10 protein-coding genes and 1 pseudogene are annotated in these 11,172 nt (G+C 72.7%); 4 read left to right on the top strand and 7 right to left on the bottom strand.

The window, feature by feature from the left end; translation table 11 throughout:
- Nucleotides 1–125: 125 nt before the first annotated feature.
- Nucleotides 126–986 (bottom strand): LysR family transcriptional regulator, encoded by an 861-nt coding sequence (locus ABZ215_RS27455; protein ID WP_354952700.1) that lies wholly within the window; start codon nucleotides 984–986, stop codon nucleotides 126–128.
- Between the two features lie 85 nt (nucleotides 987–1,071).
- On the opposite strand from ABZ215_RS27455, the gene ABZ215_RS27450 reads away from it, so the two are divergent.
- Nucleotides 1,072–1,797: an SDR family oxidoreductase gene (locus ABZ215_RS27450; RefSeq protein ID WP_354710287.1), complete on the top strand. Its 726-nt coding sequence runs from the start codon at nucleotides 1,072–1,074 to the stop codon at nucleotides 1,795–1,797.
- A gap of 44 nt (nucleotides 1,798–1,841) precedes the next feature.
- On the opposite strand, the gene ABZ215_RS27445 is transcribed toward ABZ215_RS27450, so the two are convergent.
- Together ABZ215_RS27445 and ABZ215_RS27440 are read right to left on the bottom strand one after the other, a co-directional pair.
- A complete protein-coding gene (locus ABZ215_RS27445) occupies nucleotides 1,842–2,798 on the bottom strand; it encodes a tetratricopeptide repeat protein (RefSeq protein ID WP_354952698.1) in 957 nt (318 codons plus the stop codon).
- A 31-nt stretch (nucleotides 2,799–2,829) separates the two neighbouring features.
- Complete coding sequence (locus ABZ215_RS27440) at nucleotides 2,830–3,129, bottom strand: thiamine-binding protein (protein WP_020420187.1); 300 nt, start codon at nucleotides 3,127–3,129, stop codon at nucleotides 2,830–2,832.
- A 77-nt stretch (nucleotides 3,130–3,206) separates the two neighbouring features.
- Between ABZ215_RS27440 and ABZ215_RS27435 the strand changes: the two genes are divergently transcribed.
- Nucleotides 3,207–3,707: a MarR family transcriptional regulator gene (locus ABZ215_RS27435; protein ID WP_020420186.1), complete on the top strand. Its 501-nt coding sequence runs from the start codon at nucleotides 3,207–3,209 to the stop codon at nucleotides 3,705–3,707.
- Nucleotide 3,708: 1 nt separating this feature from the next.
- On the opposite strand, the gene ABZ215_RS27430 is transcribed toward ABZ215_RS27435, so the two are convergent.
- Entirely contained in the window at nucleotides 3,709–5,145 is a 1,437-nt protein-coding gene (locus tag ABZ215_RS27430; protein ID WP_354952697.1) for a neutral zinc metallopeptidase, read from the bottom strand.
- Between the two features lie 38 nt (nucleotides 5,146–5,183).
- Between ABZ215_RS27430 and glgP the strand changes: the two genes are divergently transcribed.
- Both glgP and ABZ215_RS27420 read left to right on the top strand, forming a co-directional pair.
- Nucleotides 5,184–7,724, top strand: a complete 2,541-nt coding sequence (gene glgP / locus ABZ215_RS27425) for an alpha-glucan family phosphorylase (RefSeq protein ID WP_354952695.1) — start codon at nucleotides 5,184–5,186, stop codon at nucleotides 7,722–7,724.
- A gap of 160 nt (nucleotides 7,725–7,884) precedes the next feature.
- Nucleotides 7,885–8,377 (top strand): annotated as a pseudogene (locus ABZ215_RS27420) (IS481 family transposase); the annotation flags it as partial.
- A 28-nt stretch (nucleotides 8,378–8,405) separates the two neighbouring features.
- On the opposite strand, the gene ABZ215_RS27415 reads toward ABZ215_RS27420, so the two are convergent.
- From ABZ215_RS27415 to ABZ215_RS27405, 3 genes are read right to left on the bottom strand one after another with little or no spacing between them, the layout of a single operon-like run.
- A complete protein-coding gene (locus ABZ215_RS27415) occupies nucleotides 8,406–9,110 on the bottom strand; it encodes an SDR family oxidoreductase (protein ID WP_354952693.1) in 705 nt (234 codons plus the stop codon).
- The gene (locus ABZ215_RS27410) at nucleotides 9,107–9,994 is read right to left on the bottom strand and encodes a dihydrodipicolinate synthase family protein (RefSeq protein WP_354952691.1); all 888 of its coding nucleotides are present in this window, start codon (nucleotides 9,992–9,994) and stop codon (nucleotides 9,107–9,109) included. Before ABZ215_RS27410 ends, ABZ215_RS27415 begins: the two co-directional genes overlap by 4 nt.
- 3 nt (nucleotides 9,995–9,997) lie before the next feature.
- The gene (locus tag ABZ215_RS27405; RefSeq protein ID WP_354952689.1) at nucleotides 9,998–11,164 is read right to left on the bottom strand and encodes a mandelate racemase/muconate lactonizing enzyme family protein; all 1,167 of its coding nucleotides are present in this window, start codon (nucleotides 11,162–11,164) and stop codon (nucleotides 9,998–10,000) included.
- Between the last annotated feature and the right edge of the window lie 8 nt (nucleotides 11,165–11,172).

Raw genomic sequence — 11,172 nt, 5'->3', positions numbered from 1 at the left:
TGCTCAGCGTGATCACCTGCGCCGGCTCGAACTGCTGGACCATGGCCGAGCCGGTCGAGTTCGTCACCGCCAGCACCCGCTTGCCCTTCAGGTCCCACGACCCGTGGCGGCGGCGCTTCGTGCTGTCACGCCGTCTCGTAGAGCGCGGCCGCCGAGCGAACGAGTGCGGCGACGGCGGTTGAGCGGCTGCTCGCCGGCCAGGCGAGCACGGTCGTGACCTCCGGCGCGTCGACGACGGGCACCGCCACGTGCTCCGGCCACTGCCAGGCCCGGCTGGACGCGGGGATGACGAGCAGCGTCCGCCCCAGTGCCACGAGCTGGGCCAGCTGCGACTGCGTGCGCACCTCCGGGCCGGGGCCGGGCGGGTAGGTGCCGTCGAGCCGGGGCCACCGCGCGATCGGCAGGTCCGGGACGTCGCTGACTTCGGCGAGCGTGAGCTGCGCGCGGGCCGCGAGCGGGTGCGCCGCGGGCAGGATCGCGACCTGCCCTTCGACGACGAGGTCCTCGGTGTCGAAGCCGGCGAGATCGTCGAACGGCCGGTGCATGATCGCCACGTCGGCCCGCCCGTCGCGCAGCAACCCGGCCTGCTCGCCCACTTCGCACAGGAGGACCTCGACCGGCGGCACCTCCGGTTCGGCCGCGGCGGCGTCCAGGAGCCGCTGCAGGAGTTCATGTGACGCCCCGGCTTTCGTCACGAGCACCAGCGGCCGGTGCGGGTCCGCGGCGCGGCGGGTGCGGCGCGCGGCGGCCGTGACCGCGTCGAGCGCCACCCTGGCTTCGCGGAGCAGCACCCGCCCGGCGTCGGTCAGCGCCACCCCGCGGCGGTCGCGGTCGAGCAGCCGGGCGCCGAGCCGCTGTTCCAGCTGCCGGATGGCGCGGGAGAGCGGCGGCTGCGCGATCCCGAGCCGCTCCGCGGCGCGGCCGAAGTGCAGCTCCTCGGCGACGGTGACGAAGTACCGGAGCTCGCGGGTTTCCAGATCACGCACGGTTTCGAGCCTACGCGCGCTGATACCTGCCGAGTATCACAGGATAGCGAGCTGATCTTGGACAGAGCGTTCCCGCGCGCCGAGCATGGGCCGCGTGAACGACACGAAGATCGCGCTGGTCACCGGCGCGAACAAGGGAATCGGTTACGCGATCGCGCAGGGGCTCGGCGCGATCGGCCACACGGTCGCCGTCGGGGCGCGTGACGACGCCCGCCGCGAGGAGGCCGTCGAGCGGCTGCGCGCCGCGGGCGCCGACGCGTTCGGGGTGGCCCTCGACGTCACCTCCGACGACAGCGTCGCGGCTGCCGCGGCGGCGATCGAGCGCAGGGCGGGACGGCTCGACGTCCTGGTCAACAACGCGGGCATCGGCGGCCGGACCGACGGCGGCGCGCAGGATCCGACCACACTGGACCTCGACGTCGTCCGGACCGTCCTCGACACCAACGTGTTCGGCGTCGTCCGGGTGACGAACGCGATGCTCCCGCTGCTGCGCCGCGCCGGTTCGCCGCGCATCGTCAACATGTCCAGCAACATGGGCTCGCTGGCACTGCGGACCGGCCCGGTGATGGCCGCCTACGCGCCGTCGAAGTCGATGCTCAACAGCATCACCGTGCAGTACGCCCGCGCGCTCGCCGACACGAACGTCATCGTCAACGCCGCGTGCCCCGGGTACGTCGCGACCGACTTCACCGGCTTCGCCGCGCCCCGGACTCCCGAGCAGGGCGCGGCCATCGCGATCCGGCTCGCCACCCTGCCCGACGACGGGCCGCGCGGCGGCTTCTTCGACGACGACGGCGTCATCCCCTGGTGAACCGCGCTCCCCGCGCCGCACCTCGCGGCGCGGGGAACGCCGTCTCAGAACAGGGCCGACGCCAGGTTCCGCCGGGCCGCCGCGACGCGCTCGTCGGCCGGGTCGAACAGGTCGAACAGGCCGACCAGGTGCTCGCGGACGCGGTTGCGGTCCGGGCCCGCCGTGCGGCGCACGGCCTCGATGAGCCGGGAGAACCCGTCCTCGACCTTGCCCGTCGCAACCTCGTAGTCGGCAGCGGCGAACTGCGCGTCCAGGTCGTCCGGGGACGCGTCGGCGCGCGTGACGGCCGACGGGTCGGCCTCGGACGCGCGGGCGGCGAACCGGACCTGCGCCAGACCGGCCTTCGCCAGCTCGTTGGCCGGCTCGACGTCCAGGATCCGCTGGTAGGCGGCCTCGGCGGCGGCGAAGTCACCGCGCTCGAAGGCGGCCTCGGCCTCGGTGAAGCGCGGGTCCTCTGGCTCCTCGGCGCCGCCCGCCCCGGACGGCGGGATGCCCGGCAACTTGCCCTTCAACGCCTCCAGCAGCTGGTCCAGCCACTGCCGGATCTCCGGCTCCGGCAGCGCGCCGGAGAACGCGTTGACCGGCTGCCCGCCCGCGATCGCCACGACCGTCGGGATCGACTGGACGCCGAAGACCTGCGCGATGCGCGGGTTGGCGTCGACGTCGACCTTCGCCAGCACCCAGGCGCCGCCGGACTGCTCGGCGAGCCGCTCCAGCACCGGGCTCAGCTGCTTGCACGGCCCGCACCAGTCGGCCCACAGGTCCACCACGACGAGCTGCTGCAGCGACCGCTCGACGACCTCGGCCTGGAACGTGGCCTCGGTGACGTCGATGACCGCGGCGCTCGCCGCGCCGCCGCCCCCGGACGGTGCGCCGCTCGACGGCGGTGGGGCGTTGCGCTGCGCCTCGGCCCTGGCCTTGAGCGCGGACAGATCCACCGCGCCGGACAGCGCGGCGGACATGGCGGCTGACTTCGCTGCTGATGCGCGTGGATTTGTCACGCTTCCATCCTGGCATGTACTGTCCGGCGTTTCACCGGAGGTGCTCCTCCAGCCGCTCCACTTTCGCTTCCAGCTGACCGCTGTCGAAGCCCGGCCGGATGTCGGCCTTGAGCACGAGCGACACCCGCGCGGCGCCCTCGCCCGCCGCCTCCACCGCCCGCTTCACCACGTCCATGACCTCGTCCCAGGACCCCTCGACGTTGGTGAACATCGCGTTCGTCGAGTTCGGCAGGCCGGAGTCGCGGACGACCTTCACCGCCCTGGCGACCGCTTCGCTGACCCCGCCGTCCGGGTCACCACCGGACGGGCTCACGCTGAAGGCGACGATCATCGGCTCTCCTCACACTTGCGACACTTTGCGCACTACCCTGCCCCCTCGGTCAAGAACCCGCTGGTAGCTTCCCTGCCATGAACCGCCCGCTGCCTTTCGACCCGATCGCCCGCGCCGCGCAGCTGTGGGAGGACCGGATCGGGCCGTCCGCGACGATGGCGGCGGTCACCGGCGTGATGCGCGTGCAGCAGATCGTCCAGTCGGCCGTCGACGGCGCGCTCAAACCGCACGGCCTCACCTTCGCGCGGTACGAGGCGCTCGTGCTGCTGTCGTTCGCGCGCCGCGGCGCGCTGCCGATGCGGGTCATGGGCGAGCGCCTCCAGCTGCACCCGACGAGCGTGACCAACATCGTCGACCGGCTGGAGAAGGACGGGCTGGTCAAGCGGGTGCCGCACCCGACCGACCGGCGCACCACGCTGGTGGAGATCACCGACGACGGTCACGCCCGCCTGGAGGAGGCGACGAAGGCGGTCACCTCGATCGACTTCGGGCTCGTCGGCCTCACGCCCAAGCAGACCGAGCAGCTGTCCGAGCTGCTCACCAAGGTCCGCAAGGCGACCGGCGACTTCATCGGCTGACTCAGCCGTATTGGGTGCTGCACGGCCCGGAGCCCTGCAGGTAGCCGGTGCGCATGGCCTCGACGCGGTTGAAGCCGCTGGCCGCGGGCTTCCCGTCGACGTCGGCCGCGACCAGCGAGTCCGGCCGCAGCAGGTCCGAGATCGCCTCGTCCAGGTCGCCTGCCGACAGCCGCATCTGCTGACCCTCCTGCGCGGCCACCGCAGCCCACGCGCCGACCAGGCACGCGGTCCGCAACCCGGCGTTCGCGTTGTCCAGCGAAGCGCCGACACCCTTCTGGATGCCCATCGCGTACCGGGACGCGACCTCGGAGAACGCCGCGAAGTCGCCGTGCCCGCCGCTGCTGGACCCGGTGAACTCGCCCTCCTGGTCCACCGGCTGTCCCAGCTCGGCCAGCGCGGCGAGGTCGATCCGCACCGTGTTGTCGCTCGTGCAGTAGGTGGCCGGCGGGGTGGCCGAGCCGTTCGGGCAGGACGCGCCGTCGTCGACGATCTCCGGCGCCTGCACCTTGGCGCCCGCGAACGCCTGGTCGAGGCTGTCCTTCAGCAGGCCGATCGCCTCCTGGTCGACCTCGATGTCGCCGTCCCGGTCGCCGGAGTCGAAGGGCCGCTCGGTGAGCCGCGGCCGGATGTTGTCCAGCGTCATCCCCGCGCACTCCGTCGGCCCCTGCTCGAACCCGATCTGGAAGGCGTAGGTCCGGTCGAACCCGGTGCCGTGCGCGGACCGGTCTGTCGCCGAGGTGCCCGCGCTGTCCCGCACCAGGAACAGCGACGACAGCGCGGAGTTCAGCCCGTCGGAGGTGGACACGGCGAAGTACTTGCTCTTGCCCTCGGCGACCCAGCGGTAGTAGGCGCCGGTGAAGCAGTCGGCCTGCTGCTCCTTCACGATCGTGGGCGTGTTGCGACTGATGCCCGCCTTGTCGCCGAGCCGGTACTGCACGGCGTGGCCGAACTCGTGCGCCAGCACGGTCACCACCGACAGCGGCCCGAACTGGTCCATCATGGTCGGCAGCAGCACGCCCCGGTCCCACGCCACGGAGTCGTCGATGCTGCAGTAGAAGGCGTTCGCGTTGCCCTTCGTGTCGCCGCAGCCGTTCTCCTGGTTCTCGCCGTCGGAGTCGTAGGACAGCAGGGACTTCACCGGCTCGAACTTGACGTCGAAGTTGCCCGGCAGCGCGTCGGACCAGTAGTCCTCGACGTCGGCGATGGTGGCGACGGCCACCCGGTCCGCCTCGTCGCCGCTGACGTTGGTCACGTCGAGGTCCGGCTCGGGCGCGGTCGGCTTGAGACCGCTCCCGAAGTGGGTGATCGGCAGCCCGGCGACGTCACCCTCGGACACCGAGGCGGACTTCCCGTCGCTGCAACCGGCCAGTCCCAGCGCCAGCACCCCGCTCAGCGCCACCAGCGATCGCCGCACCCCGGCCCCCTCGATGTTCGTCACGCTTGTCGCAGCGCACCTTACCGATATCGTCGATCCCCATGAGAGCAATCCGCCGGTTCACCGTCCGCGCGAGCCTGCCCGAGCCGCTGGCCGGGTTGCGCGCGCTGGCCACCAACCTGCGCTGGACGTGGCACCCGCCGACCCGTGACCTGTTCGCGTCGATGGACGACGACCTGTTCCGGCGCGTGCGGGACCCGCTCCGGATGCTCACCGCGGTGTCGCCGACGCGGTTGACGGAGCTGGCCGGTGACGAGGACTTCCTCGCCAGGGTCCGCGCGATGAGCGACGACCTCGAGCGCTACCTGACCGAGGACCGGTGGTACCAGCAGCGCCCGCAGGGGGAGCGGGCGCCGGCCGCGATCGCGTACTTCTCGATGGAGTTCGGCGTGCACGAAGCGCTGCCGAACTACTCGGGCGGCCTCGGCGTGCTCGCCGGCGACCACCTCAAGGCGGCCTCCGACCTGGGGGTGCCGTTGATCGGGGTCGGCCCGCTCTACCGGTCGGGGTACTTCCGGCAGTCGTTGTCGCTGGACGGCTGGCAGGTCGAGCACTACCCGGTGATCGAGCCGAGCGCGCTGCCGCTGGAGCTGCTGACCGGTGAGGACTCCGAGCCGGTGCTGGTGCACGTCGCGATGCCCGGCGGGCGCGACCTGTACGCGCAGGTGTGGCAGGCGCAGGTCGGGCGCGTGCCGTTGCTGCTGCTGGACACCGACGTCGAGGCCAACGACGAGGACCTGCGCCGCGTCACCGACCGGCTCTACGGCGGCGACGCCGATCACCGCATCCGCCAGGAGATCCTGGCAGGAATCGGCGGCATGCGCGCGGTGCGGCGCTACTGCGAGCTGACCGGTCACCCGCAGCCGGAGGTGTTCCACACCAACGAGGGGCACGCCGGGTTCCTCGGCCTGGAGCGCGCCCGCGAGGTGATCGGCGAGCAGGGGCTGGCGTTCGACGAAGCGCTGTCCGCGGTGCGCGCGGGCACCGTGTTCACCACGCACACCCCGGTGCCCGCCGGCATCGACCGGTTCCCGGTGGACCTGGTGCAGCACTACTTCGGCGACGGGCGGCTGCTGCCGGGGCTGGAGCTGCAGCGGATCCTCGCGCTGGGCGCCGAGGACAACCCGGGCATGTTCAACATGGCGCACATGGGCCTGCGGCTGGCGCAGCGGTCCAACGGCGTGTCCCAGTTGCACGGTCGCGTGTCGCGGCGCATGTTCGCGCGGCTGTGGCCGGGCTTCGACGACGCCGAGGTGCCGATCTCGTCGGTCACCAACGGCGTGCACGGGCCGACCTGGGTGGCGCGCGAGCTGACCGCGCTGCTCGGCGGCAAGCACAAGGCGTGGGGGCACGACGGCAAGCTGCCCAGCCAGATGGGCGTGTCCGACGAGGAACTGTGGGCGCTGCGTCGGGACCTGCGGCAGAAGCTCGTGCTCGAGGTGCGGCGGCGGGTGCGCAACGCGTGGCTGCAGCGCGGCGCGTCGGCGCTGGAGCTGGGCTGGGTGAACCAGGTGTTCGACCCGGACGTGCTGACCGTCGGGTTCGCCCGCCGCGTGCCGACGTACAAGCGGCTGACGCTGATGCTGCGCGACCCGGAACGGCTGCGCGCGCTGCTGCTGGACGAGGAACGTCCGATGCAGATCGTCGTCGCGGGCAAGTCGCACCCCGCCGACGAGGGCGGCAAGGCGCTGATCCAGCAGGTCGTGCGGTTCGTCGACGATCCCGCGGTGCGGCGGCGCATGGTGTTCCTGCCCGACTACGACATGTCGATGGCGCGCTACCTCTACCGCGGCTGCGACGTGTGGCTGAACAACCCGACGCGGCCGCTGGAGGCGTGCGGCACGTCGGGCATGAAGTCGGCGCTCAACGGCGGCCTCAACCTGTCCATCAAGGACGGTTGGTGGGACGAGTGCTACGACGGCAGCAACGGCTGGGCCATCCCGACCGCGGACGGCGTGACCGATCCGCTGCGCCGGGACGAGCTGGAGTCGGCCGCGCTGTACGACCTGCTGGGCCAGCAGGTGGCGCCGCTGTTCTACGAGCGGGACGACGCGGGCGTGCCGCGCGGGTGGATGTCGATGGTGTGGCACACGCTGGACGTGCTGGGGCCGCGGGTGCAGGCGTCGCGGATGGTGCGCGAGTACGTGGAGACGGCCTACCATCCGGCGGCGGTGACCAGCGCGGCGGCGACCGCGGACGGGTACGCGGGGGCGCGGTCGCTGGCGGAGTACCGCAGGCGGGTCGACGCGGTGTGGCGGCAGGTGCGGGTGCTGGACACGGAGCTGACGGTGGAGGCGCAGGAGCGCCTGGTGGTCGGCGACGAGGTGCGCGTGCGGGCGAAGGTGGACCTGGCCGGGCTGGCGCCGTCCGAAGTGGAGGTCCAGACGGTGGTCGGCCGCGTCGGTGACACCGACGAGCTGGCGGAGCCCATGACTGTGCGGATGGAGCCGTCCCAGGAGGGCGAGTACACCGCGACGCTGCGGCTGCCCCGGGCCGGCTCCCTCGGCTACACCGTGCGGATCCTGCCGCGCCACGACCTCCTGGCGACGCCCGCCGAGCTGGGCAAGGTGGTGCTGGCCTAGCTGTGATGTCCAGGGACGTTGTTCCGATTCGAGGTGACCGGTGACGGCCTGTCGTGCAGACAGGTGAAGGCCTCCGGATGTGAAGTGGAGCTGTCGTGGAACCACACCGGAGGCCTTCGTGTGCCACCTGACGCCACGCACCCGGCTCCGGCTCGCGCGCCTGATTGTCGAACAGGGCTGGACCTGCACGGCAGCGCTGGCGCCACCGGCTGGGCCCGGTCCAGATCGCCGGCCGGCTCGGCCTGCCCGCCTCCACCGTGCACGCGGTGCTGGTGCGCTGCCGGATCAACCGCCTGGCCCGGATCGACCGGGTCACCGGCGAGCCGCCGCGCCGCTACGAACACGATCACCCCGGCTCGCTGATTCATGTTGATGTCACCAAGTTCGGCAACGTTCCCGACGGCGGCGGACACCGGTTCGTCGGCCGCGCCCAAGGCGACCGCAACCGGGCCGCGACACCAGACAAGCCCCGCAACTCCTACCGCAACCCCAAGATCGGGACCGCGTTCGTGCACACCGCGCTCGACGACCACTCCCGCCTCGCCTACGCCGAGATCCACGCCGACGAAACCGCTGTCACCGCCACCGCGGTGCTGCGCCGCGCGGTGACCTGGTTCGCCACCAGCGGCGTCACCATCGAACGAGTGCTCTCACCACCCGGCTGACCAACCTCCCTGGACATCACACCTGGAGGAAGCGGGCGCGCAGGTCCGGCCGCAGGAACGCGGCGGGCGAGGCGATCGACAGCCCGCCGTCGACCGGGAGCACCACGCCGGTGACGAACGACGCCCGCGCCGACGCCAGGAACGCTACGGCGTCGGCGACCTCGCGCGGCTCGCCGGTGCGGCGCAGCGGGTAGCCCTCCGCCACGGCGGGCAGGTCGGCCGAGCCGATCATGCCCGGCGCGACCGCGTTGACCCGGATCCCGCGCGGGCCGTACTCCAGCGCCAGCTGCCGCACCAGCCCGTCCACCCCGGCTTTCGCCGCCGCGTAGCCGGGGAGGCCGGGCGCGGCCAGGAAGCCGTTCACCGACGTCACCGCGACGATGCTGCTCCCGGCCGTCATCACCCGCAGCGCCGCCCGCGCCGGGTAGAACGCCGCGTCCAGCGTGTTCGCGATCGCCGCGCGCCACTGCTCGTCGGTCGCTTCCGCGGCGGCCGCCACCGGTTGGGACGCCGCCGCCAGCACCAGCACGTCCAGCCGGTCGAGCGCGCCGACGGCCGCTTCCGCGCCCGCCGGTGTCGCGCAGTCGGCGACCACGTACTCGCCGAACACCGGGTCGGTCACCGGCTCCAGCCCGGCGCCGACCACGTGGTCGTCCGGGAACGCCGCGGCGATCGCCCGCCCGATGTCCGAGCCGCCGCCGACGACCAGGACGCCCCTCACCGGCGCCACGCCGGCAGCGCCAGCTCGTCCAGGACCTCGGTCAGGGCCTTCTCGGTGATCGGCTCCAGCGGCCGGGCGGGCAGCCGCACGGTGGCCGTCCGGATGATCCCGCGCCGCACCAGCACCTCCTTGTGCACGGCCCACGCCTGTCCCGGCCGAACCCCGAGGTGGATCAACGGCAAGAGCCGGGTGAACTCCGCCCGCGCCTCGGCCCGGCGTCCGCCCGCGAGATCGTCCAGAATGGACCGCAGCAAGTCGGTGAACTCGCACGCAGGCATGGTGCCGACCGCGCCGTTGTCGTACTCCTCGATCAGCGCCTGCGCGTTCTGCCCGCCGAGGACGGCCAATCCCGCGGCATCGCGCACGGCGGCCACTTTGGACGGTGTCGGCGGCGCCTCCACCTTGATCGAGGTGATGCCGTCGACACCGGCGAGCGCGGCCACCGCGGCGACATCGACCGGCACGCCGGTCACGCCCGGCGCGTCCTGGATCATCACCGGCACCCCGGCGCCGGCGACCTCGGTGAAGAACTCGACGACCTGCGACGGCGACGGTTTCGCCAGGAACGGCGGCAGCACCATCACCTGATCCGCCCCGCCGTCACCCGCGGCGCGGACCTGTTCCAGCGCGGTCACCGTGCTGGTGCCGTTGACCCCGGCGACGACCGGCAACGACGTCATCGCCCGCACCTCGCGCAGGATGACCTCCCGCTCGGCCGCGGTCAGCGCGAACCCCTCGCTGGCCATGCCGAACACGGCGAGCCCGTCGACGCCGCAGGAGAGCTGGAACTCCACCAGCGACCGCAGCGATGGCAGGTCCAGCTCGCCGTCCGCGGTGAACGGCGTGGCCAGGATGGGGATGAGACCGGTGGGTGTGTCCGGCACGGGTCAGTTCTCCTTCGCGAGTTCGGTGATCAGGTCGGCGTCGACGTCGATGCCCAGCCCCGGCCCGGTGGGCACGGCGAACCCCGTCGGCCCGGCGGTCAGCGGGGTGCGCAGGATGCTCTGCGCGACCGGGACGGTGTCCGGCTGGTACTCGAAGAACGGGGTGTCCGCGCTGGCCGCGGACACGTGGATCCCGGCGGCGAGCGCGATGCCCAGGCCGACCGAGTGGTGGCAGGCGACCGCCACGTGGTGGGCCGACGCGAGTTCCGCGATCGACATCGCCTCGGTGATGCCAGTGCGCGCCACGTCCGGCTGCGCCAGTCGCAGGGCGCGGCGGCCGAGCCAGTCGGCGAACTCGTAGCGGTTGCGCATCGCCTCGCCGACCGCGACCGGCGTGCGGATGCGCCCGGCCAGCTCGGCGTGCCCGTCGACGTCCTCGGGCACCAGCGGTGCCTCGAAGAACAGGGCCTTGCGCCGGTCCAGTTCCTGGCCCAGCTCGACGGCCTCGCCGATCCGGTACGCCCAGTGCGCGTCGACCGCGATCCGCATCGACGGCGCGGCCTCGGCGACCGCGTCGAAGGTGGCCAGGTCCGCCTCGATTCCCTTGCCCAGGGCCAGTTTGACCAGGGTCGCCCCCTTGGTGACCCAGTCCGCGGCCAGCGCGGCGCGCTCGGCGTCGGTGGAGCGGGCGAGGCCGGAGATGTAGGCCGGGACATGCGTGCGCACCGCCCCGCCGAGCAGGTCGGCCACCGGCAGCCCGGTCAGCTTGCCGTAGAGGTCCCACAGCGCGATGTCGACCGCGGCCAGCGCGTCGGCCTGGTGCCCGACCAGGTGCCCGCGCTCACGCATCAGGTCCCGCAGACCGAGCCAGAGCGGGCGGACGCCGGTGATCTCGCGGCCGGTCAGCCAGCCGGCGAGCATCCGGTCGACGATCGCGGCAGGCACCTCCGGGCCGACCGGCGCCAGCGCCTCGCCCCAGCCGGTGGTGCCGTCCTCGGCGGTGACGCGGACGAGCATCGTCTCGAACCGGCCGGAGTAGAGGCTGCGCCACGGTTCACGCACGACGTAACCGCGGTCCTCGCTCAGCTCGCTGCCGTCCTCCAGCTTCCCCAGGTAGGCCTGCGGACCGGACAGCTTCAAGACGTAGGTCGTCACCTCGGCGATGCGCATGGTTGCCA

The sequence above is a fragment of the Amycolatopsis sp. NPDC006131 genome (assembly GCF_040614175.1).
In the GTDB taxonomy this organism is placed as follows: Bacteria; Actinomycetota; Actinomycetes; order Mycobacteriales; family Pseudonocardiaceae; genus Amycolatopsis_E; species Amycolatopsis_E tucumanensis.
Note: the sequence above shows the minus strand (reverse complement) of the source record. Positions and strands in the feature narration are given on the sequence as shown.

Bases quoted from the DNA above. Each gene is read 5' to 3' on its own strand.
- ABZ215_RS27450 (WP_354710287.1), top strand. From the start codon at position 1,072: ATGGGCCGCGTGAACGACACGAAGATCGCGCTGGTCACCGGCGCGAAC.
- ABZ215_RS27440 (WP_020420187.1), bottom strand. From the start codon at position 3,129: ATGATCGTCGCCTTCAGCGTGAGCCCGTCCGGTGGTGACCCGGACGGC.
- ABZ215_RS27435 (WP_020420186.1), top strand. From the start codon at position 3,207: ATGAACCGCCCGCTGCCTTTCGACCCGATCGCCCGCGCCGCGCAGCTG.
- glgP (WP_354952695.1), top strand. From the start codon at position 5,184: ATGAGAGCAATCCGCCGGTTCACCGTCCGCGCGAGCCTGCCCGAGCCG.
- ABZ215_RS27405 (WP_354952689.1), bottom strand. From the start codon at position 11,164: ATGCGCATCGCCGAGGTGACGACCTACGTCTTGAAGCTGTCCGGTCCG.